Source organism: Rhodococcus sp. T2V, from assembly GCF_029269925.1.
Lineage (GTDB): Bacteria > Actinomycetota > Actinomycetes > Mycobacteriales > Mycobacteriaceae > Rhodococcus_F > Rhodococcus_F koreensis.
On record NZ_JARJBD010000013.1, the window covers coordinates 134,633 to 155,866 of the forward strand.

Consider the following 21,234-nt stretch of genomic DNA (forward strand, 5'->3'; position numbering starts at 1 on the left):
CAAACTGAGCGCGATGGCCGCAGGCCAGGCGGAAGCGATGGACTCGCGCTACCACCTCGCAGCGGGAATGCGGCGGCAGATCAACAAGGTCTTCCCCACCCACTGGTCGTTCCTGCTCGGCGAGATCGCGCTGTACAGCTTCGTCATTCTGCTGATCTCGGGTGTCTACCTGACCCTGTTCTTCGATCCGTCGATGGCGCACGTCGTCTACAACGGTGCGTACGAGCCCCTGCGCGGCGTCACGATGTCCCGCGCGTACGAGACCACGCTGAACATTTCGTTCGAGGTCCGCGGCGGCCTGTTCGTCCGTCAGATCCACCACTGGGCTGCGCTGATGTTCGCGGCGTCGATCGTCGTGCACCTGCTGCGCATCTTCTTCACCGGCGCCTTCCGGCGTCCGCGTGAGGCGAACTGGGTCATCGGCTGCCTGCTGCTGATCCTCGCGATGTTCGAGGGCTTCTTCGGATACACGATCCCCGACGACCTGCTGTCCGGCACGGGCCTGCGCGCCGCGTTCTCCGGCATCACGCTGAGCATCCCGATCGCGGGCACCTGGATGCACTGGCTGATCTTCGGCGGCGACTTCCCCGGCGACCTGATCATCCCGCGCCTGTACGTCGCGCACGTCCTGCTGTTCCCGGGCATCATCCTCGCGCTGATCGCCGGTCACCTCGCGCTCGTCTGGTACCAGAAGCACACGCAGTTCCCCGGCCCCGGCCGCACGGAGACCAACGTCGTCGGTGTGCGCATCCTCCCGGTGTTCGCCGTCAAGTCGGGTGCGTTCTTCGCGATCACGTTCGGTGTTCTCGCCGTCATGGGTGGCGTGCTGCAGATCAACCCGGTCTGGACCATCGGCCCCTACAACCCGGCGCAGGTGTCGGCGGGTTCGCAGCCCGACATCTACATGATGTGGACGGACGGCCTGGCCCGTCTGTGGCCGGCGTGGGACGTCTACCTGTTCAACCGCTACACCATCCCGTCGGTGTTCGCCGTCGCGTTGATCATGGGTCTGGTGTTCACGGTCCTGATCGCCTACCCGTGGATCGAGAAGCGTCTGACCAAGGACGATGCCCACCACAACCTGCTGCAGCGTCCGCGCGACGTTCCGGTGCGTACCGCGATCGGTGCGATGGCAATCGCGTTCTACGCCGTCCTGACGATCTCCTGCATCAACGACATCATCGCGTACCACCTGAGCATCTCCCTGAACGCGATGACGTGGATCGGCCGTATCGGCATGGTGCTGCTGCCTCCGATCGCCTTCTTCGTCGCCTACCGGTTCTGCCTGGGTCTCCAGCGCAGCGACCGTGAGGTCCTCGAGCACGGCATCGAGACCGGCATCATCAAGCGGATGCCGAACGGTCAGTACATCGAGATCCACCAGCCGCTCGGCCCGGTCGACGACCACGGTCACCCGATCCCGCTCGAGTACCAGGGTGCGACCGTCCCGAAGAAGATGAACAAGCTCGGTTCCGCCGGCAAGCCCGGTTCCGGCAGCCTCGTCACGGCCGACCCGGTCGAGGAGAGCCTGGCCCTCGAGCACGCCCTGCACCACGGCGAGCACGAGCAGCTCGCGATGCTGCGGGAGTACCAGGACCGTGCCCACGGCAACGGTTCGCCGACCTCCGGCAACGGATCGTCCGGCAACGGCGAGGCGCACTAGCCTCACCTCCGCAACCGACCAGAGCCCCGAACCACTTCCGGTTCGGGGCTCTGGTCGTCTATCTGGACCGTGCGCGCTCCCCTCCCCCGCGGCTGCGCACGGAACACGAGTACGACCGCCCCCGAGGCCGACCAGAAGAACGCCGCGAGAGCGGTGAACCACGGCGCTGGTCACGCAGTACACCGTGAGGGCCAGCCGCCCCCACCACTGCCTCGCCGCGACGTTCTGACCGAGCAGTGGGCCTGCCAGCACGGCGACGACCAGGGGCTGGGTGCCGTCGACCAGTGCGGTGGTGCCGGTCGAGGCACCAAGTCCGATCGCCTGGTAGACGGTCAGCAGATACCCGGTCTGCGACAGCGCGCCCACCACCACCCCATGGCGGAGCGCACGGAATCCGATTCCCCGCCACCTCCGCGTCCCCGGCACCGAGTTTGGCCCCGATGAAACCGGAACTCCAGCACACGACGAACATCACGGCGAACAACACGTTCACGACGGACCACGACCCCAGTAAACAGATCGGTTTACTTCCTGGTCACGAAGAGGACGCTCTACGACCGTTTCGGCTCGAAGGAACAGATCGTGGTCGAGTACCTCGCCGACCGGGACGAGCGGTGGCGGGCATCTCTCGCCGGCCATCTCGACACCGTCGGCGACTCACCCGAACTGCGGCTGACGGCGATCTTCGACGCGTCCCGCGAATGGACCGCGGAGAACAGCGCGAAGGGATGCAGCATGGTCAACGCACACGCGGAGATCAGTGACCCGTCACATCCGGCCTACGCGATCATCATCGGCCAGAAGCGGTGGATGCTCGACCTGTTCACCGGTGTGTGCCGGGACGCGTCGGTGCGCGATCCGGAGACACTCGCGCGCACCGTCATGCTGCTCCACGAGGGCGCCCTGGTCGCATACGGGCTGCAGGTGTTCCCCGATGCGGTGCGACTCGCGTCCGAACAGGCCGCAGCCCTCCTCGCCGCGGCGGCCGCCCGGAACCGCGAAGCCTGACGACGAAAAGCGGAGGCGCCGAACCCCAGAGGGATTCGGCGCCTCCGCCGTCACACATGTGTGTGGACTAGTGCTTCTCGGGCCCGACGTAGTACTCGAAGACGAGACCCGCAGCGGCAGCCAGCACGGCAACCACGGCGACCACCAGCATCCACGGCTGGAAGAACGCCATCGAGACGGCGACGAACGCGGCCGCGGCGGCGAGCACGATCGGCCAGTAGCTACCCGGGCTGAAGAAGCCCAGGTCGCCTGCGCCGTCCGCGATCTCCGCGTCCTCGTAGTCCTCGGGACGGGTGTCGAGGCGACGGGCGACGAACCGGAAATACGTTCCGATGATCAGCGTCAGTCCCGCCGACAGGCAGATGCCCGTCAGACCCGCCCACTCGATACCGGTTCGTGAAACGGCGGTGAAGACGCCGTAGACGATCGCGACGAGAATGAAGAATACCGTCAGGATCTCGAAGAGCTTGGCTTCGATCTTCATATCAGCACTTGTCCTTGGTCAGTGAGGTATCAGCAGCAGGTTCAGTTACCTTCGACACCGCTCGCCTGCTTGTAGCCGCGATCGGTGGTGAAGGGAGACGTCGACGTCGCGACGGGGGACTCGCCGATGGCCTGCAGAGCCTCCGCCGTGGTCAGATCCCGTCCGCCCTCGCTCGCCGGCTTGCGCAACTCGATGTACTGCGCGAACTTGTCCGGGCTCACCGCACGAACCTCGAAGTTCATCATCGCGTGGAACGTGCCGCACATCTCGGCGCAGCGCCCGACGAAGGCACCTTCCTTCTCGATCTCACTGATCTGGAAGACGTTGTCGGAGTGGTTCTCCTTGGGGTTCGGGTTCACGTCACGCTTGAACAGGAACTCCGGCACCCAGAAGGCGTGGATGACATCGGCCGAGGCCAGTTCGAACTGGATCCGCTTGCCGGTCGGCAGGACGAGGATCGGAATCTCGTTGCTCGAACCGACCGTCTCGATCTTGTCGTAGTGCAGGTAGGACAGGTCCTGAGGCGTCTTGCCGTGGATCGGCCCGGGCAGGGCGTGCTCACCCTCGCCCTCCGCCTCGGGCGCCGATGCGGACTCGACGGCGGCCTGCGCCTCCTGGTCGACACCGTCGTACAGACCGCCACCTTCACCGAGATCGATGGAGCGGTAGCCGAACTTCCAGTTCCACTGGTACGCAGTGACATCCACCACCACGTTCGGGTTGTCCTCCTTCTCGAGGACATGGTTCTGCACGACCACCGTGAAGTAGAACAGCACAGCGATGATGACGAACGGAACCGCGGTGTACGCCAGCTCCAGCGGCACGTTGTATGCCGTCTGACGCGGGAACTCGGGTGAGTCCTTCTTCTTGCGGTGGAAGATCACCGCCCAGAAGGTGAGTCCCCACACCAGCACACCCATGACGAGGGCGGCGATAACCGACCAGGTCCACAGTTCACGCATGCGGTGCGCCTGCGGGGTTACGCCCGAAGGCCACCCGAAACGAAGCACCTCGTTGTCGATTGAACAACCCGACAGCAGCAAGGCAGCAATGCCCAAAGATACTGCCAACCCTGCCCGCCGAAGGATCCGACCTTGCGCCACGTTCACGCCTTCCTGATCGCCGCAAATTCCACTAGGGCACACCCGATGGGAAGGCCCAATTACTACGCAGCGTAGACCAAAGGTGGCGGCTCTCCATCCTCGGGTCGGGCGATGTGTCGCTGTCGTTGCCGCGGCGGTGCCGGTGTTCGGGCCGCGGCGGTGCCGACGACGGCCCGAACCGGACGCGTCGGCAATCTGCGGCATACTTTCCGGCAGAGATCCCTGACCCCTCCACCTCGTGGAGCCTTCCAAGATTCTGAATTGAGGTACCGGACGCTGTGTGCGGACTGCTCGGGCTACTGACCTCTGGAGAAACCAGCGACAACGCCGTCTCACAGGTCGACCAGGCGATGCACTGCCTGCGGCACCGTGGGCCGGACGAGCACGGGACCTGGCACGACGACCACCTGGTCTTCGGGTTCAATCGGCTGTCGATCATCGACATCGAACACTCCCACCAGCCACTGCGCTGGGGTCCGGCAGAGAATCCGGAACGCTACGCGCTGACGTTCAACGGCGAGATCTACAACTACCTCGAGGTGCGGGCCGAACTCGCGGAGCAGTTCGGTGCGCAGTTCGTCACCGAGGGCGACAGCGAGGCCATCGTCGCCGCGTTCCACTACTGGGGTGAAGACGCCGTCCGTCGCCTGCGCGGCATGTTCGCGTTCGCGATCTGGGACACCGAGACACGGGAGTTGTTCATCGCCCGCGATCCGTTCGGCATCAAACCGCTGTTCCTGGCGACGGGCACCGGCGGCACCGCATTCGGTAGCGAGAAGAAGAGCCTGCTGGAACTGGCGAGCCTGATCGGCATCGGCACCGAACTCGATCCGCGTGCGGTCGAGCACTACACCGTCCTCCAGTACGTGCCGGAGCCGGAAACCCTCCACAAGCAGATCCGCCGGCTCGAGTCCGGGTGCTTCGCGCGGGTGCGGCCGGGCGAAGCACCCGTGATCACCCGCTATTTCGCACCCACGTTCCCGGTGCGTCCGTTCGCCGCCGGCACCGAGCAGGCCCGGTACCGCGAGATCGCGGAGGCGCTCGAGGACTCGGTCGCCAAGCACATGCGCGCCGACGTGACCGTCGGCTCGTTCCTGTCGGGCGGCATCGATTCGACGGCCATCGCGGCGCTCGCGATGCGCCACAACCCGAACCTGATCACGTTCACCACCGGTTTCGAGCGTGAGGGCTACTCCGAGGTCGACGTCGCGGCCGAATCCGCCGAGGCGATCGGCGCACGGCACGTGGTGAAGGTGGTCAGCCCCGCCGAGTTCGCCGCCGCCATCCCCGAGATCGTGTGGTACCTCGACGACCCGGTCGCCGACCCCGCTCTGGTTCCGCTGTGGTTCGTGGCGAAGGAGGCACGCAAGCACGTCAAGGTCGTGCTGTCCGGTGAGGGCGCCGACGAACTGTTCGGCGGCTACACCATCTACCGCGAGCCGATTTCGCTGAAGCCGTTCGAGTACCTGCCCAAGGGCCTGCGCAGGGCCGCCGGGAAGCTGTCCGAACGCATCCCCGACGGCACCCGCGGCAAGAGCCTGCTCCATCGCGGTTCGCTGACCCTGGAGGAGCGGTACTACGGCAACGCGCGCAGCTTCAACGACGCGCAGTTGCGCGCCGTCCTGCGCGACTTCCGGCCCGAGTGGACGCACCGTGACGTCACCGACCCGATCTACGCGCAGTCGCAGGGGTGGGATCCGGTGGCCCGGATGCAGCACCTGGACCTGTTCACGTGGTTGCGCGGCGACATTCTGGTCAAGGCCGACAAGATGACGATGGCCAATTCGCTCGAACTGCGGGTGCCGTTCCTGGATCCGGAGGTCTTCGACGTGGCGTCGCGGGTGCCGCTGGATCAGAAGATCACCAAGAGCACTACCAAGTACGCGCTGCGTCAGGCGCTGGAGGGGATCGTCCCCGGCCACGTGCTGCATCGGGCGAAGCTGGGCTTCCCGGTGCCGTTGCGGCACTGGCTGCGCGGCACCGAACTGTTCGACTGGGCGCACGAGCAGATCGCGACCTCGGGCACCGATCACCTGCTCGACAAGGCCGCGATCACGAAGATGCTGAACGACCACCGGGACGGCGTGTCCGATCACAGCCGTCGACTGTGGACCGTGCTGATCTTCATGGTCTGGCACGGCATCTTCGTGGAGAACCGCATCGTCCCGGAGATCGCCGAGCCGGCGTACCCGGTCTCGATCTAGGCGCTTCGCGCCCGTGAGTGGTTGACGAGTCCAGGGACTCGTCAACCACTCACGGGCGGCGGAGCCGCCTTACGGCAGAATCGCGGCGATCTCGTCCGCGGCGGTGGAGCCGTAGGCATCCGCGAGGCGCTTGACAGCCTCGTCGCGGTCGAACGTCCATTCCTGGGTTCCGGTGGTCTCCAGTACCAGCACGGCCACCAGCGACCCCAGTTGCGCGGAGCGCTCGAAGCTCAGGCCTGCGCTGTGCGCGAGGAGGAATCCGGCACGGAATCCGTCACCGACACCGGTCGGGTCGACCTTGGCCTTCTCGGGGACGACGGCGACCCGTGTGCAGTCGCCTTCGGCGTCGACGATCTCGACGCCCTTCGAGCCGAGCGTCGTGACGCGGACACCGACCTGTGCGCGGATCTCCTCTTCGGACAGTCCGGTCTTCTGCTGCAGCAATCCCCACTCGTACTCGTTCGTGAACAGGTATTTCGCGCCAGAAATCAGCGCCGCCGCCTCCTCGCCGTTCAGGCGCGCGAGTTGCTGCGACGGGTCGGCGGCGAACGGGATGTCCTGTCGGCGGCATTCCTCGGTGTGGCGGATCATCGCCTCGGGGTCGTTGGCGCCGATCAGGACCAGCTCGAGCGTGTCGGCGTCCGGTGCGATGCCGGACAGCTGGATCTCGCGGGCCTCGCTCATCGCCCCGGGATAGAACGAGGCGATCTGCGCCATGTCCTCATCCGTGGTGCACACGAAACGCGCGGTGTGCGCGGTGGTCGAGATCCGGACGGCGGTGCAGTCGACACCGTTGCCCTCGAGCCACTGGCGGTAGTCGGCGAAGTCGGCTCCGACAGCCCCCACCAGCAGCGGGGAACCACCGAGGACGCCCATGGCGTAGGCGATGTTGCCGCCCACTCCCCCGCGCCGGACTACGAGGTCGTCGACCAGGAAGCTCAACGAGATGTGGCTGAGCTGATCGGCGAGCAGTTGCTCGGCGAACCGGCCCGGAAACCGCATCAGGTGGTCGGTGGCGATGGAACCGGTTACCGCAATTGTCACGGGCGGATGCCTTTCGATGAGTTCGGTCGGGATTTCTCACCGTACCCCGGCGTACCACCATGTTCGGTCGGCAGCACGACGACTCGGGACGGCGAGGTCGGGCACGAAAAAAGTCTGACGCGGCAGCCGGTCGGCGCCGCGTCAGACTTGTCGATTCAGTTGTACTTCGTCCCGGGACTCAGTTGAAGGAGTCGCCGCAGGCGCACGAACCGGTCGCGTTGGGGTTGTCGATGGTGAAACCCTGCTTCTCGATGGTGTCGACGAAGTCGATCGAGGCACCCTCGACGTACGGCGCACTCATCCGGTCCACCGCGAGGGCGACGCCACCGAAGTCCACGATCAGGTCGCCGTCCAGGTTCCGGTCGTCGAAGAAAAGCTGGTAACGCAGTCCTGCGCAGCCGCCGGGTTGCACGGCGATACGCAGTGCGAGGTCGTCACGACCTTCCTGATCGAGCAGCGCCTTCGCCTTGGCGGACGCGGCTTCGGTCATCTTGACGCCGTGGACGGCGGTCTCGTTCTGCACAGTCATGGGCTCTCCCTGTAGTTCGTAACAAACCCGTGAACGCTTCAACGGTACTCCGCGCCCGACTTATTCCCGGGTTCCCTTCACTGCGGCAGCGTCCGCAGATCGATCCACGTCCATGGTATCCGACGTCGGGGTTTCGGGTTACTGCCGTGCGGCGGCGCCGTCCCATCCGCGGGCTGCGGCGGCGGCGAGGTCTCTCAGCTGCGCGTATGCGTCCGACATCGCGAGTTCGACCGACCCGGCGTGGTCCACCAGGGACAGTGCGTCGTCGATGCCCGCGCGGTCCAGATCGTCCGCGTCGAGGAGCACCTGCCCCGCCAGGACGAGCGTCGCGATGGCCCGCCTGCGGGCTGCGGCGGCGAGCGCGATCACGAGTTTGCCGCGCAGCGACTGCTGGTCGAGGCGACCTTCGCCGGTGATCACGAGCTGCGCGGAGGCGAGTTGCCGGTCCTGCCGGGTGCGCTGGGCGACCACGTGGGCGCCGGATTCACGGGTCCCACCGAGCGCGAGCAGCGCGGCGCCGATACCACCCGCGGCTCCGGCGCCGGCCTCGGCCGCGACGTCCCGGGCGGTCGCCCGGTGCAGTTGCCCGGCCCACGCGGTGTTCCGGTCCTCGAGGAAGGCGACGGTGCCTGGGTCGGCACCCTTCTGCGGTCCGAACACGCGGGCGGCGCCGTGCTCGCCGAGCAGCGGGTGTTCGACGTCGGTCGCGGCCACCAGTTCCACCGCGCGCAGCCGGGCGACAGCGGCGTCCGCACTGCCGAATCCTTCCGCGAGGGATTCGACGAGGCCGCGGCCGCCGTCGGTGCAGCTGCTGCCGCCGAGACCGACGACGATTCTGCGGGCTCCGGCGTCGAGGGCCGCCACCACGAGCTGCCCGACGCCCCGACTGTGCGCGTCTCGGGCGGTGCGGGGCGTCGGCGGTCCGCCGAGCAGGCCGAGCCCACAGGCCTGGGCGGATTCCAGGTAGGCGTCGGTGCCGTCGAGGAGCCAGCGGGCGGGGACGCCGACGCCGAGTGGCCCTTCCACCACCGTGGTCCGGACGGTGCCACCTGCTGCGGCGACCACGTCCACGAAGCCGGGGCCGCCGTCGGACTGCGGGGCCTCGATCAGCTGGTCGTCCGGGCGCACGGCCGACCATCCCGCCGCGATGGCGGCGGCCGCCTCGACGGCGGTCAGCGTCTCACCGAAGGAGTCCGGTGCGATCAACACTCGCATCGGCGAAGTGTATGGCGACGGGCGCGACCCGGCATTTCGATGTGAGGGCAATTTTCCACTCGGTGGCGTCTTCCCATAGTCTGGAAGGGTGAAATTGCTACGCCGCGGTGATTCGGACGATTCGGACAAGCGGGACGTCGAGGTCGCCGAGTCGTCCACGGCCCAGGAAGCGGAGTCCGTCGAGCAGGCGGGCAAGGGCCGCCCGACCCCCAAGCGGCGTGACGCCGAGTCGAAGCGTCGCGGACCGGTTGCGCCCGCACCCCTGACCGCGAAAGAGGCCCGGGCCCGCAGGAAGGCGACCCGCGGCAGCAAGGAAGAGCGCAAGATTGCCGCGGCGGAGCGACGCGCCACCGCCGCCGAGCGACGCAACCGGATGCTCGCCGGCGAGGACAAGTACCTCCTCCCCCGCGACAAGGGCCCGGTCCGCGCGTACGTCCGGGACATCGTCGACGCCCGGCGCAACCTGGTCGGCCTGTTCATGCCGCTCGCGCTCGTGCTCATCATGGCGATGTTCGTCAGCCCGGCCCTACAGGCGATCGTGACGCTCGCCATGCTCATCATGATGATGTTCATGGCCATCGAGGGTGTCTGGCTGGGCCGCAAGATCAACAATCAGGTGCGGGAACGCTTCCCGGACACCCCCGACGGCGGTTTCAAGCTCGGCTGGTACGCGTTCGTGCGGGCGTCGCAGATCCGCAAGCTGCGGGCCCCCAAGCCGCGGGTGCGGCCCGGCGACGCCATCTGACGGTCAGTTGTGTGGCGCGCGGTGCGTCTCGGCGAGCAGCCGCCCCAGTTCGGCGTCGCGGTCGTGCGACAGGTCCGCCAGGGGATCGGCGGGCCGGAAGAAGTTGTCGCGGTAGCTGTTCCGCAGCCGCGGATGGAGTGGACCCAGGTGCCGACCGGCGTATGTCACGGCCGCTTGCAGCACGAGGAGAAGTGCAACGAGGACGAGGAATTCGGTCATGGCAGAAATTCTCCGCCCGTCCACTTCCCGCCAACAGTGGCGGAATTGACGTTCTTCGTCAAAATACTGCCACGTCGGCGGGTTGGTAGCGTTTCCCTCCGTGCCCACCGCCGATCCCCGGGACCACCCGGGTCACCCGAACCAGCCCTCGCGAACGCTGGTACTCGGTGGTGCACGGTCCGGTAAATCCGCCCATGCCGAGGAACTGACCCAGGCCCTGGCCGGGGCGGGCCGGGTGCGCTACGTCGCCACCAGCCACCGCGACCCCGACGACCAGGACTGGGAGCACCGGGTCGCCGAGCACCGCGATCGGCGCCCCGACAGCTGGGTCACCGTGGAAACCGCGCACCGTCGCGACCTCGCCGATCAACTGCGTGCCCGCACCGACGCCACGGCCACCCTCGTCGACGATCTCGGCACCTGGCTCACCGTCGAACTCGACGGCGCGGCAGCCTGGGATTCGCCGCGGGGCACCATCGGGCCCCGCACGGACGACCTCGTCGCGAGCGTCCGCGACTACCGCGGGGCACTCGTGCTGGTGACCCCCGAGGTGGGGCTCGGCGTCGTCCCGGAGACCCGGTCCGGTCGCCTGTTCCGCGACGAGATCGGCGCCCTCAACGCGCGGCTCGCGCAGGTCTGCGATCGCGTGGTCCTCGTCGTGGCCGGGCTGACCATGACCCTGAAAGACGATCCCCCACGTGCGTCGTGCGGGGCAGACTCCACTCGAGCGAGAGGCCAAGCGTGACCAGCGAGTCCGTGAGCACCGACCCCGGTCGGTTCGAACCCGTCACCCCACCCGACGAAGGGATTCGCGCGCAGGCCGAGGCCCGTCAGCTTCAGCTCACCAAACCGGCCGGATCACTCGGACGTCTGGAGACGCTGGCGTGCTGGGCCGCGGCCTGCCAGGGCGTCTGCCCACCCACCCCGTTCGCACGGGCACGGGTGGTGGTGTTCGCCGGCGACCACGGCGTGGCACGGACCGGCGTCTCGGCGTATCCGCCCGAGGTGACAGCGCAGATGGTCGCCAACTTCGTCGGCGGCGGGGCGGCCGTCAACGCTCTCGCGAACCGGGCGGGCGCCAGCGTGCGCGTCGTCGACCTGTCGGTCGACGGCGACACGGATCCGTCGGTGTCCGCGTTCAAGATTCGGCGCTCGTCGGGGACGATCGACCGCGAGGACGCGCTCACACACGAAGAGACCCTGAAGGCCATCGAGGCCGGCCGATCGATCGCCGACTCCGAAATCGATTCCGGCGCAGACCTGTTGATCGCCGGCGACATGGGAATCGGCAACACCACACCGGCCACCGTGCTCATCGCCGCGCTGACGGACACCGAACCGGTCGCGGCCGTCGGCCGGGGCACCGGCGTCGACGACGCCGGCTGGATCCGGAAGACGGCGGCGATCCGCGACGCGATGCGCCGCGCCCGGCCGGTGGTCCGGGACACGGTGGCGCTCCTGCGCACGGTGTCGGGCGCCGACCTCGCCGCGATGGCCGGGTTCCTCGCGCAGGCCTCCGCCCGCAGGACGCCGGTGATCCTCGACGGCGTCGTCGTGACCGCGGCCGCGATGGTTGCGGAGGAATTGGCGCCCGGCGCCCGCGCGTGGTGGCTGGCCGGCCACCGTTCCACCGAACCGGCCCACACGATCGCGCTGAAGCATCTGCAACTCGACCCTCTCCTCGAACTCGACATGCGACTCGGCGAGGGGTCCGGTGCCGTCACCGCATTGCCGATCCTGCAGGGCGCCGTCGCGACACTCGCGGAGATGGCGACGTTCGCGGAAGCCGGGGTCAGCACCCGCGACGCCGAAGACGGCTCCGAAACCGGGACCGACTCCGGCACCGGGACCGACTCCGCCGTCGATACCGCGGGCTAACCGTGACGGGCGTGCTGCTCGCCTTCTCCTGGCTGACCGTCCTCCCCCTGCGCGGACCGGACACCGTCGACCGCGCGGCGGGAGGCCGCGCGATCCGCGCGGCGCCGGTGACGGGGATCGCGCTGGGCGCCCTGGCCGCGGGACTGCTGTGGCTGCTCGTGTCCGCCGGTCTCGACCCCGCCCTCGCCGGCCTGGTGACGGTCGGGGCGCACGCCCTCGCCACCCGCGGCATGCACGTCGACGGACTGTCCGACACCGTCGACGGGCTCGGCTGTTACGGGCCGCCGGAGCGGGCGCGGGCCGTGATGCACAGCGGTGGTGCGGGACCGTTCGGGGTGTGCGCCCTGGTGATCTGCCTGGGCGCGCAGGGGCTGGCGTTCGGATCTCTCGCCGTCGCAGGACAGTTCGCGTGTGTGGCCGTCGCCGTGGCGGCCGGGCGGGTGGCGGTCGTGTTGGCCTGCCGCCGCGGAATCCCCGCGTCCTCCACGGAAGGGTTCGGCGCGCTGGTCGCCGAAACCCAGTCGCCGTGGACCGGACTCGCCTGGACCGTGCCGCTCCTCGCGGCGGCCGCGTGGTGCACGTCGCCGTGGTGGCAGGGACCGGTCGTCGTGGCGGTCGCGATGACACTCACCGCACTGCTGGTGGCCCACTGCGTCCGGCGATTCGCCGGCCTGAACGGTGACGTGCTCGGAGCCGCGCTCGAGATCACCGTCACCGTCTCGGCGATCGGTCTCGCTTCCTGACCGACCGCCGCAACGGCTCAGCGCAGTCGACCGCCGAAACGGCTCAGCGCAGTTTGGTCATCCAGCCGTGGGTGTCGGCAAACGTTCCCCGCTGAATGCCGGTCAGCGTGTCGCGCAGGGCCATGGTGACCTCGCCGGGCTCGCCGTCGGCGATCGTGAATTCACCTTCGGCGGACTTGACCCGGCCGACGGGCGTGATGACCGCCGCCGTTCCGCACGCGAACACCTCGGTGATCTCGCCGGACTTCGTCTTGGTGCGCCATTCGTCGGTGCTGATCCGCCGCTCCTCCACCGCGAAACCGGCGTCGATCGCGAGGGTCAGCAGCGAGTTGCGGGTGATCCCCGGGAGCAGCGAACCGGACAGGGACGGCGTCACGAGGCGGGCGTCGGATCCGGATCCGAACACGAAGAAGAGGTTCATACCACCCATCTCCTCCACGTACGACCGCTCGATCGCGTCGAGCCACACCACCTGGTCGCAACCCTCGTCGGCGGCCTGCGCCTGCGCGAGGAGCGACGCCGCGTAGTTGCCGGCGAACTTGGCGGCACCAGTGCCGCCGGGTGCGGCCCGGACGTACTCCGTCGACAGCCACACGCTGACGGGCTTCACCCCCCGCGGGAAGTACGCGCCCGCGGGCGAGGCGATCAGCAGGTAGCGGTACTCGTCGGCCGGACGCACACCGAGACCGGCCTCGGTGGAGAACATGAACGGGCGCAGGTACAGCGCGTCCTCACCGCCGGCCGCGGGCACCCACTCGTGATCCAGCTCGAGCAGTTCGGTGATCGACTTGACGAACAACTCCTGCGGCAGCTCGGGCATCGCGAGACGGCGAGCCGACGTCGCGAGCCGCTCGGCGTTCGCCTCGATACGGAACGTCGAGATGCCGCCGTCCGGCTGCCGGTACGCCTTCAGACCCTCGAAGATGGCCTGTCCGTAGTGCAGGACCATCGCGGCGGGGTCGAGCTGGAGCGGCCCGTACGGCTCCACCTTCGCGTCGTGCCAGCCGAGCTCCGTGGAGTAGGTGATCGACGCCATGTGGTCGGTGAAGTACCGGCCGAATCCGGGCGCCGCCAGTATCTCTCGCCGTACCTCGTCGGAGGTGGGGGCGGGATGCGGGACGCGAACGAACTCGGTGACACCTGTCATGCTCGTGATCTTATCGAACGCCTTCCGCCGCCCCACCGCCGACAGGTCGTCCGCGACAGGTGCTTACTTGGTGTTGATCTCCACGAACGGCGGAGACACCACCTCGGCGCGCAGCGAGCGCCCCCGGACGTCCACCGAGATCTCGTCTCCGGCCGACACCCCGGACCCGGAATCGAGCAGCGCCAGCGCGATCCCGACCTTGAGCGTGGGCGAGAACGTGCCCGACGTGGTCTCGCCGATCGACTCGCCGTCGCGGAGCACGGTCTGACCGGCGCGCAGGACCCCGCGGTCCAGCGCCTTGATGCCCCACAGCCTGCGGGCCGGGCCGGACGCCTTCTCGTCGGCGAGAGTCTCCCTGCCCCAGAACTTCGGCTTCTTCCAGCCGATCGCCCAGCCGCATCGCGCCTCGAGCGGGGAGATCTCGAGCGACAACTCGTGCCCGTGCAGCGGGTACCCCATCTCGGTGCGCAACGTGTCCCGGGCGCCGAGACCGGCGACCTGGCCGCCGTGAGCGCGAACCCGCTCGACCGCCGCCCGGAACAACTTCTCGCTGTCTTCCCAGCGTGGCAGCAGCTCGAACCCGATCTCGCCGGTGTACCCGCTGCGGCAGACACGGACCGGCACGCCGTCCCAGGTGGCGTCCGTGAAAGCCATGTAGTCGATGTCGGTCGGCAGGCCGAGCGCGGTGAGCACCTCCACCGACTTCGGCCCCTGCACGGCGATCACGCCGAAGTCCCGGTGCTGGTCCTGCACCGTGACCCCGTCGGGGGCCGCGGCGGCCAGCGCCGCGACCACGTCCGCGGTGTTGGCCGCGTTGGGGACGAGGAACACCTCGTCGGGGCCCACGTAGTAGGCGATCAGATCGTCGATCACTCCACCCGACGGCGTGCAGCACAGCGTGTACTGCGCCTTGCCGGGCCCGATCTTGTCGAGGTCGTTGGTCAGCGCCGAGTTCACGAACGCGGCGGCGCCGCTGCCCCGCACGAGGGCCTTGCCGAGGTGGCTGACGTCGAACACTCCCACCGATTCGCGGACCGCGGTGTGCTCGGCGACGGTGCCGGCATACGACACGGGCATCTCCCAGCCACCGAACGGAGCGAACGTGGCCCCGAGTTCGACGTGGACTGCGTGGACGGGCCCCTGCGACAACTGCTCCTCGGTCATGCGCCTCAACCTATCGGACCTCCGGGTAGACGCGCACCGGGTAGCCGACGACGGCGGAGCACTACCATCGGGACGGACGTCGGCCACCCGGCACCACTCATCCCCCACCGCTGCAGGAGAGACACCGTGAGCACTCGCACAGCCCGACCCCTCGGACCACAACTCGCACTGGCCGGCACCGTCGGCAAGCGCGTGGACGTGTTGGTGATCGGACTGACGTCGAGCCCGGACGGCCCCGAAATCGCGCTCGGAGACGGCATCGTCGACGAATCGGTGCTGACCGGCCTGCTCGACACGCTCGTCGCGGTGGGCGCCTCCGGCAAGGCCGAGGAGACCACCCGCATCCCGGCACCCGGCACGCTGCCGGTCGACAGCGTGCTCGCCGTCGGACTCGGTTCGGCCGAGAAACTCGACGCCGAGCAGATCCGCAAGTCCGCGGGCGCGGCGGCGCGGGCACTCAGCGGCGTCGGCACCGTCGCGACCACGCTCTCCGCGCTCGATCTCGGTGCGACAGCGGAAGGTTTCGCCCTCGGCGCGTACCGGTTCACCGAATTCAAGTCCGCGAAGTCCGCTCCCGGCCCGGACGCACAGCCCGTCTCCCGGGTGGAGCTGCTGGTGTCGTCCCCACGGGCGAAGGAGTCGAAGGACACCCTCGCACGCTCGTCGGCGATCGCCGAAGCCGTCGCCACCGCACGCGAATTCGTCAACACACCCCCGAGCCACCTCTTCCCCGCCGAATTCGCGGACCGCGCAAAGACACTCGGCACCGACGCCGGACTGAAGGTCGAGGTTCTGGACGAGAAGGCGCTCGAAAAGAACGGGTACGGCGGCATCCTCGGAGTGGGCAAGGGCTCGTCCCGGCTGCCGCGGCTGGTCCGCCTCAGCTACTCCGCCAAGAAGCGGAACGCCCCCAAGGTCGCGCTCGTCGGCAAGGGCATCACGTTCGACACCGGCGGCATCTCCATCAAGCCCGCCGCAGGCATGGAGAACATGACGTCCGACATGGGCGGCGCCGCAGCCGTTGTCGCGACCGTGGTCCTCGCCGCCAAACTCGGACTGCCTGTCGACGTCACCGCCACCGTGCCGATGGCCGAGAACATGCCGTCGTCCACCGCGCAGCGCCCCGGCGACGTCCTCACCCAGTACGGCGGAACCACGGTGGAGGTCATCAACACCGACGCGGAGGGACGCCTCGTCCTCGCCGACGCCATCGTCCGCGCCTGCGAGGACGAACCCGACTACCTGATCGACACGGCGACGCTCACCGGCGCGCAGATGGTGGCACTGGGCAACCGGACCCCCGGCGTCATGGGCACCGACGAGTTCCGCGACCGCGTCGCCGCCATCTCCCAGACGATCGGCGAGAACGCGTGGCCCATGCCGATGCCCGCCGAACTGCGCTCGGACCTCGACTCGAAGATCGCCGACCTCGCCAACGTCACGAATCACCGCTGGGGCGGCATGCTTGCGGCGGCCCTGTACCTGAAGGAGTTCGTCGCCGACGGCGTCCAGTGGGCGCACATCGACGTCGCCGGGCCGGCCTACAACTCGTCGGGACCGTGGGGTTACACCGGCCGCGGCGGCACCGGCGTGCCGGTGCGCACCATGATCTCGGTGATCGAGGACATCGCCGCCAACGGTTAGGCCCTCCGGGCTCGTGCGTGGTTGACGAGTCCGTGGACTCGTCAACCACGCACGGGCGGCGGAGCCGCCTACAGGTCGCGTTCGCGCTCCCGCTTCCGCTCGATGCGCCGCCGGGCGTCGTGGTCGCGCATCCGCTGCGGGTAGCCGGTCTTGCGGACGTCGTACACCGGGATGCGGAGATCCTCCCCGAGTTTGCGGGCGCCGCGTTCGCCGCCCACCCGGCGCCGGGTCCACTCGCCGTCCGCCGCGACGAGCACGACGGTGACTTCGGTCACTGTCGTCCGGGGTTCCACGTACGCCTCCACACCGAGATGCGTGCGAGTCCAGTTCGCGAGATGGGCGGCATCCTCCGGGGACGCCTGAGATCGGCCGGACCGAGGCCGCGCGAAACGGTCGAACAACCCCACGTCGAGCCTCCTCGGGTGCGTGCGCGGGACGGCGCCCGCGATGTCCTCCAAGTTTGCCAGCGAACGTCCGGTTTTCGCCGCGCACCAAAACTACCGGCCAGTAGGGATTACGTGGTGACACACCGGAGTCGTCGGGGGGTCCCCCTCGGCGGACGCGCCCGTCGGATCAATGGAAAGATGTGGAGCGCCGACACAGCGAGTGGGTGACGACGAATCGGAATTACCTGCAAGTAGACGCAAGACACGTGCATCTCGAGCACAATGGTTCACGACCACAAGTCGACAAAATTCAACAACCCGAACACAACTGTCGAGGAGTCAAAAGACATGGCCTTCTCCGTCCAGATGCCAGCGCTTGGTGAGAGTGTCACCGAGGGAACTGTCACGCGGTGGCTCAAGCAGGAAGGAGACACGGTCGAAGTTGACGAACCCTTGCTCGAAGTCTCCACGGACAAGGTGGACACGGAAATCCCGTCTCCCGTGGCCGGCGTTCTCAGCAAGATCGTTGCTCAGGAAGACGACACCGTCGAAATCGGTGGCGAACTTGCCGTGATCGGCGACGCCGGTGAGGCTCCCGCCTCCGACTCCGCTCCCGCACCCGCCGCCGCAGAGCCCGCCGCAGAGCCGGCTCCCGCCGCGGAGGCACCGGCCGCAGAGCCCGCGCCCGCAGCGTCCGGCGGCGGTTCCGCCGAGGGCACCGCGGTGAACATGCCCGAACTGGGTGAGTCCGTCACCGAGGGCACCGTCACCCGCTGGCTCAAGGCCGTCGGCGACGAGGTCGCCGTGGACGAGCCGCTCGTCGAGGTGTCCACCGACAAGGTCGACACGGAGATCCCGTCGCCCGTCGCCGGTACGCTTCTCGAGATCAGCGCCGAGGAAGACGACACCGTCTCCGTCGGCGGTCAGCTCGCCGTGATCGGTTCGGGTGCCCCCGCCGCCAAGCCGGCCGCGGCACCGAAGCCCGAGCCCACCCCCGAGCCCGCGAAGCCCGCTCCGGCCCCGGAACCGGCGAAGCCCGCACCCGCCCAGAGCGCTCCGGCTCCGGCCGCCGCACCGGCAGCATCCGCTCCGGCTCCCGCCGCCGCTGCACCCGCTCCCGCGGCGACGTCCGGCGACAGCACCCCGTACGTCACCCCGCTGGTACGTAAGCTCGCCGCGGACAACGGCGTCGACCTGTCCTCGGTCACGGGCACCGGAGTCGGTGGCCGCATCCGCAAGCAGGACGTTCTCGCTGCCGCCGAAGCCAAGAAGGCACCGGCCGCCGCTGCCGCGCCTGCTGCCGCACGGCCTGCCGCCGCTGCTCCGGCAGCCGCCTCCGCCGGGGTCCGCCCCGAGCTGGCCCACCTGCGCGGAACCACGCAGAAGGCCAACCGGATTCGCCAGATCACCGCCACGAAGACCCGGGAGTCGCTGCAGAGCACGGCGCAGCTCACCCAGACCTTCGAGGTCGACGTCACCAAGATCGCGGCCCTGCGCGCGCAGGCCAAGAACACCTTCCTCGAGCGCGAGGGCGTCAAGCTCACGTTCCTCCCGTTCTTCGCGAAGGCCGTCGTCGAGGCGCTGAAGTCGCACCCGAACGTCAACGCCAGCTACGACGAGGCGAACAAGCAGATCACCTACTACGACGCCGAGCACCTCGGCATCGCGGTCGACACCGACCAGGGCCTGCTGTCCCCCGTGATCCACAACGCCGGCGACCTGTCGCTGGCCGGACTGGCCCGCGCCATCGCGGACATCGCCAAGCGCGCGCGCTCCGGTGGACTCAAGCCGGACGAGCTGTCCGGTGGCACGTTCACGATCACGAACATCGGCAGCCAGGGTGCCCTGTTCGACACCCCGATCCTCGTGCCCCCGCAGGCCGCGATGCTCGGAACCGGTGCGATCGTCAAGCGTCCCGTGGTCGTGACCGACGAGTCCGGCAGTGAGAGCATCGGCGTCCGCTCGATGTGCTACCTGCCGCTGACCTACGATCACCGTCTGGTCGACGGTGCCGACGCCGGCCGCTTCCTGACCACGATCAAGCAGCGTCTGGAGCAGGGCGCGTTCGAGGCCGATCTCGGCCTCTGATCCGTCACCGGACTTCGAGCCGAACGTAGTTTCGCAGGGGCACCATTTCCAGCAGGGATGGTGCCCCTGCGCTGTGAAGGAGGCTGTTGCACATGCGCGTGGTCATCGCCGGATCCTCCGGGCTGATTGGCACCGCTCTCGTCTCGTCCCTCCGCGGCGACGGTCACGACGTCGTCCGCCTGGTCCGCCGGTCGTCGGCGGGTCCCGACGAGTCCCGCTGGGATCCGCAGAAGGACCGGCTCGACACCGGGATCCTCACGGACGCCGACGCGGTCGTGAATCTGTGCGGCGTCGGGATCGGCGACAAACGCTGGACCGGCGCATACAAGCAACTGATCCGGGACAGCCGGATCGCCGCCACCGACGTCCTGGCCGAGGCCGTCGCCGAGGCCGGGGTTCCCGTGTTCGTGAATGCGAGCGCCGTCGGCTACTACGGCGACACCGGCGACCGCGTCGTCGACGAGACCTCGCCGTCCGGGACGGGTTTCCTCGCGGACACCTGCCGCGACTGGGAGGCCGCGACGGCCCCCGCCGACGACTCGAAGACCCGGACGGTGCGGCTGCGCAGCGGCATCGTCCTGTCCCCCCACGGCGGCCTGCTCGGCCGGCTGAAGACGCTGTACTCGTTCGGGCTCGGCGGCCGGCTCGGCAACGGCCGCCAGTACCTGTCGTGGATCTCGTTGGAGGACGAGGTCGATGCGATCAAGTTCGTGCTCTCCCGCGACGACGTGGCCGGTCCCGTGAACGTCACCGGCCCGGCCCCCGTCACCAACGCGCAGTTCAACGGCGCGGTCGCGCGGACGATGCACCGCCCCGCCCCGTGGATCGTGCCCGGGTTCGCGCTCAGCGCGCTGGTGGGCGAGTTCGCGCAGGAAGGCATTCTGGCCGGGCAGCGCGCGATCCCGACGGTTCTCGAGAATGCGGGATTCCGGTTCCGGCACAACACCATCGGGGAAGCACTCGACGCCGCCCTCGTGCGGTGAACCCGGCTCGTGGCGGTGCGGCGATCGCCCCGGCGTAACCTCTAGCGCATGAGCAGCGCGACACAATCCGCCCGTTTCAGCCCCTCCCCGATCTCCGTCGAGCACCTCGGCACGATCGGGTACGTCGACGCCTGGGACCGACAGCGCGAGCTGGCGGCGCAGCGCGCCGAGAACGTGGGCACCGACACGCTGCTCCTCCTCGAACACCCCGCCGTCTACACCGCGGGACGCCGGACCGAACCGGCGGACCGTCCCACCGACGGCACGCCCGTCATCGACGTCGACCGCGGCGGGAAGATCACCTGGCACGGCCCGGGACAGCTGGTGGGCTACCCGATCGTCAAGCTCGCCGAACCGGTCGACGTCGTGCGGTACGTCCGCAGGCTCGAGCAGGCGCTGATCTCCGTGTGCACCGATTTCGGCATCGTCTGCGGCCGGGTGGACGGCCGCTCCGGCGTGTGGCTGCCGGCGTCCCTCGACAACGGGCAGTGGCTGCCCGAGCGGAAGGTCGCCGCGATCGGAGTGCGGGTGCAGCGCGGTGTCGCTCTGCACGGCTTCGCGCTCAACTGCAACTCCGTTCTGACGGGCTTCGACGCGATCATCCCGTGCGGCATCCGCGACGCCGGGGTGACGTCGCTGTCGCGGGAACTGGGCCGCGACGTCACGGTCGAGGAGGTCACGCCGGCCGTGACCTCCGCTGTCGTGGCCGCGCTGGACGGCGCTCTCCCGGTGACCGACCACGACATCGAGCGGGTCACGTTCGACTCCGCCGCGGCCGAGAAGACGTCCGCCACGCCCACCTTCACTACTGTTCAGTACGGTTGACGACCGCTCCCCGGCCCGTCGTGCGCGTCGGGCCGGGCGTAGCATCGCTGTCGTGACTGTGGCCCCAGAAGGACGCAAATTGCTCCGCCTCGAGATCCGAAACGCGGAGACTCCGATCGAACGCAAACCGAACTGGATCAAGACGAGAGCAAAGATGGGCCC

Annotated in this window: 20 protein-coding genes and 1 pseudogene; 12 read left to right on the forward strand and 9 right to left on the reverse strand. The window is 68.7% G+C overall.

From position 1 onward, the window contains the following. The first annotated feature begins 13 nt into the window (after positions 1-13). Together P3H15_RS14165 and P3H15_RS14170 are read left to right on the forward strand one after the other, a co-directional pair. Complete coding sequence (locus tag P3H15_RS14165) at positions 14-1,663, forward strand: cytochrome bc complex cytochrome b subunit (protein ID WP_276137829.1); 1,650 nt, start codon at positions 14-16, stop codon at positions 1,661-1,663. A 582-nt stretch (positions 1,664-2,245) separates the two neighbouring features. Beyond that, complete coding sequence (locus P3H15_RS14170; protein WP_276137806.1) at positions 2,246-2,671, forward strand: TetR family transcriptional regulator; 426 nt, start codon at positions 2,246-2,248, stop codon at positions 2,669-2,671. 67 nt (positions 2,672-2,738) lie between these two features. Here P3H15_RS14170 and P3H15_RS14175 read toward each other — a convergent pair whose 3' ends face one another. Then, positions 2,739-3,155: a cytochrome c oxidase subunit 4 gene (locus P3H15_RS14175; protein ID WP_276137807.1), complete on the reverse strand. Its 417-nt coding sequence runs from the start codon at positions 3,153-3,155 to the stop codon at positions 2,739-2,741. Positions 3,156-3,196: 41 nt separating this feature from the next. After that, the gene (locus P3H15_RS14180; protein WP_072945455.1) at positions 3,197-4,264 is read right to left on the reverse strand and encodes a cytochrome c oxidase subunit II; all 1,068 of its coding nucleotides are present in this window, start codon (positions 4,262-4,264) and stop codon (positions 3,197-3,199) included. A gap of 272 nt (positions 4,265-4,536) precedes the next feature. Between P3H15_RS14180 and asnB the strand changes: the two genes are divergently transcribed. Beyond that, complete coding sequence (gene asnB / locus P3H15_RS14185) at positions 4,537-6,462, forward strand: asparagine synthase (glutamine-hydrolyzing) (protein WP_276137808.1); 1,926 nt, start codon at positions 4,537-4,539, stop codon at positions 6,460-6,462. A gap of 69 nt (positions 6,463-6,531) precedes the next feature. Here asnB and P3H15_RS14190 read toward each other — a convergent pair whose 3' ends face one another. From P3H15_RS14190 to P3H15_RS14200, 3 genes are all read right to left on the reverse strand, one after another. Further along, on the reverse strand, positions 6,532-7,506 hold the full coding sequence (locus P3H15_RS14190; RefSeq protein WP_276137809.1) for a carbohydrate kinase family protein: 975 nt from the start codon (positions 7,504-7,506) through the stop codon (positions 6,532-6,534). A gap of 178 nt (positions 7,507-7,684) precedes the next feature. Then, positions 7,685-8,035, reverse strand: a complete 351-nt coding sequence (locus P3H15_RS14195; RefSeq protein WP_005247725.1) for an iron-sulfur cluster assembly accessory protein — start codon at positions 8,033-8,035, stop codon at positions 7,685-7,687. A gap of 138 nt (positions 8,036-8,173) precedes the next feature. After that, positions 8,174-9,250, reverse strand: a complete 1,077-nt coding sequence (locus P3H15_RS14200) for a glycerate kinase (RefSeq protein WP_276137810.1) — start codon at positions 9,248-9,250, stop codon at positions 8,174-8,176. Between the two features lie 88 nt (positions 9,251-9,338). Between P3H15_RS14200 and P3H15_RS14205 the strand changes: the two genes are divergently transcribed. Continuing rightward, positions 9,339-9,995 carry a DUF3043 domain-containing protein gene (locus tag P3H15_RS14205; RefSeq protein ID WP_276137811.1) on the forward strand — a complete coding sequence of 219 codons (657 nt, stop codon included), beginning with the start codon at positions 9,339-9,341 and terminating at the stop codon, positions 9,993-9,995. A gap of 3 nt (positions 9,996-9,998) precedes the next feature. Here P3H15_RS14205 and P3H15_RS14210 read toward each other — a convergent pair whose 3' ends face one another. Then, entirely contained in the window at positions 9,999-10,214 is a 216-nt protein-coding gene (locus P3H15_RS14210) for a hypothetical protein (RefSeq protein WP_276137812.1), read from the reverse strand. Between the two features lie 100 nt (positions 10,215-10,314). Here P3H15_RS14210 and cobU point away from each other — a divergent pair, with 100 nt between their 5' ends. The 3 genes from cobU to P3H15_RS14225 are packed head-to-tail and all read left to right on the forward strand — an operon-like array spanning position 10,315 to position 12,835. Continuing rightward, positions 10,315-10,959 (forward strand): bifunctional adenosylcobinamide kinase/adenosylcobinamide-phosphate guanylyltransferase, encoded by a 645-nt coding sequence (gene cobU, locus P3H15_RS14215; RefSeq protein ID WP_276137813.1) that lies wholly within the window; start codon positions 10,315-10,317, stop codon positions 10,957-10,959. Further along, positions 10,956-12,092, forward strand: coding sequence for a nicotinate-nucleotide--dimethylbenzimidazole phosphoribosyltransferase (gene cobT, locus P3H15_RS14220; RefSeq protein ID WP_276137814.1), 1,137 nt, complete (start codon positions 10,956-10,958; stop codon positions 12,090-12,092). The genes cobU and cobT overlap by 4 nt, the downstream gene beginning before the upstream one ends. A gap of 2 nt (positions 12,093-12,094) precedes the next feature. Next, a complete protein-coding gene (locus P3H15_RS14225) occupies positions 12,095-12,835 on the forward strand; it encodes an adenosylcobinamide-GDP ribazoletransferase (RefSeq protein WP_276137815.1) in 741 nt (246 codons plus the stop codon). A 43-nt stretch (positions 12,836-12,878) separates the two neighbouring features. Here the strand turns inward: P3H15_RS14225 and P3H15_RS14230 are convergent, their stop codons facing one another. Together P3H15_RS14230 and gcvT are read right to left on the reverse strand one after the other, a co-directional pair. Continuing rightward, positions 12,879-13,982: a branched-chain amino acid aminotransferase gene (locus P3H15_RS14230; RefSeq protein WP_276137816.1), complete on the reverse strand. Its 1,104-nt coding sequence runs from the start codon at positions 13,980-13,982 to the stop codon at positions 12,879-12,881. Between the two features lie 63 nt (positions 13,983-14,045). After that, positions 14,046-15,146 carry a glycine cleavage system aminomethyltransferase GcvT gene (gene gcvT, locus P3H15_RS14235; RefSeq protein ID WP_276137817.1) on the reverse strand — a complete coding sequence of 367 codons (1,101 nt, stop codon included), beginning with the start codon at positions 15,144-15,146 and terminating at the stop codon, positions 14,046-14,048. Positions 15,147-15,272: 126 nt separating this feature from the next. Between gcvT and P3H15_RS14240 the strand changes: the two genes are divergently transcribed. After that, positions 15,273-16,790, forward strand: a complete 1,518-nt coding sequence (locus tag P3H15_RS14240) for a leucyl aminopeptidase (protein WP_276137818.1) — start codon at positions 15,273-15,275, stop codon at positions 16,788-16,790. Positions 16,791-16,858: 68 nt separating this feature from the next. Here the strand turns inward: P3H15_RS14240 and P3H15_RS14245 are convergent, their stop codons facing one another. Then, the gene (locus tag P3H15_RS14245; protein ID WP_276137819.1) at positions 16,859-17,197 is read right to left on the reverse strand and encodes an oxidoreductase; all 339 of its coding nucleotides are present in this window, start codon (positions 17,195-17,197) and stop codon (positions 16,859-16,861) included. Positions 17,198-17,524: 327 nt separating this feature from the next. On the opposite strand from P3H15_RS14245, the gene sucB reads away from it, so the two are divergent. The 4 genes and pseudogenes from sucB to P3H15_RS14265 all read left to right on the forward strand — a co-directional run. Then, positions 17,525-19,264, forward strand: coding sequence for a 2-oxoglutarate dehydrogenase, E2 component, dihydrolipoamide succinyltransferase (sucB, locus tag P3H15_RS14250; protein ID WP_276137820.1), 1,740 nt, complete (start codon positions 17,525-17,527; stop codon positions 19,262-19,264). Between the two features lie 92 nt (positions 19,265-19,356). Continuing rightward, positions 19,357-20,247, forward strand: coding sequence for a TIGR01777 family oxidoreductase (locus tag P3H15_RS14255; RefSeq protein WP_276137821.1), 891 nt, complete (start codon positions 19,357-19,359; stop codon positions 20,245-20,247). Between the two features lie 48 nt (positions 20,248-20,295). Beyond that, the gene (lipB, locus tag P3H15_RS14260; RefSeq protein WP_276137822.1) at positions 20,296-21,072 is read left to right on the forward strand and encodes a lipoyl(octanoyl) transferase LipB; all 777 of its coding nucleotides are present in this window, start codon (positions 20,296-20,298) and stop codon (positions 21,070-21,072) included. Next, a pseudogene (locus P3H15_RS14265) lies at positions 21,056-21,234 on the forward strand (lipoyl synthase); the annotation flags it as partial. The gene lipB and the pseudogene P3H15_RS14265, both read left to right, overlap by 17 nt.

Bases quoted from the DNA above. Each gene is read 5' to 3' on its own strand.
- P3H15_RS14210 (WP_276137812.1), bottom strand. From the start codon at position 10,214: ATGACCGAATTCCTCGTCCTCGTTGCACTTCTCCTCGTGCTGCAAGCG.
- lipB (WP_276137822.1), top strand. From the start codon at position 20,296: ATGAGCAGCGCGACACAATCCGCCCGTTTCAGCCCCTCCCCGATCTCC.
- P3H15_RS14255 (WP_276137821.1), top strand. From the start codon at position 19,357: ATGCGCGTGGTCATCGCCGGATCCTCCGGGCTGATTGGCACCGCTCTC.
- P3H15_RS14195 (WP_005247725.1), bottom strand. From the start codon at position 8,035: ATGACTGTGCAGAACGAGACCGCCGTCCACGGCGTCAAGATGACCGAA.
- gcvT (WP_276137817.1), bottom strand. From the start codon at position 15,146: ATGACCGAGGAGCAGTTGTCGCAGGGGCCCGTCCACGCAGTCCACGTC.
- sucB (WP_276137820.1), top strand. From the start codon at position 17,525: ATGGCCTTCTCCGTCCAGATGCCAGCGCTTGGTGAGAGTGTCACCGAG.
- P3H15_RS14175 (WP_276137807.1), bottom strand. From the start codon at position 3,155: ATGAAGATCGAAGCCAAGCTCTTCGAGATCCTGACGGTATTCTTCATT.
- P3H15_RS14230 (WP_276137816.1), bottom strand. From the start codon at position 13,982: ATGACAGGTGTCACCGAGTTCGTTCGCGTCCCGCATCCCGCCCCCACC.
- P3H15_RS14165 (WP_276137829.1), top strand. From the start codon at position 14: ATGGCCGCAGGCCAGGCGGAAGCGATGGACTCGCGCTACCACCTCGCA.
- P3H15_RS14200 (WP_276137810.1), bottom strand. From the start codon at position 9,250: ATGCGAGTGTTGATCGCACCGGACTCCTTCGGTGAGACGCTGACCGCC.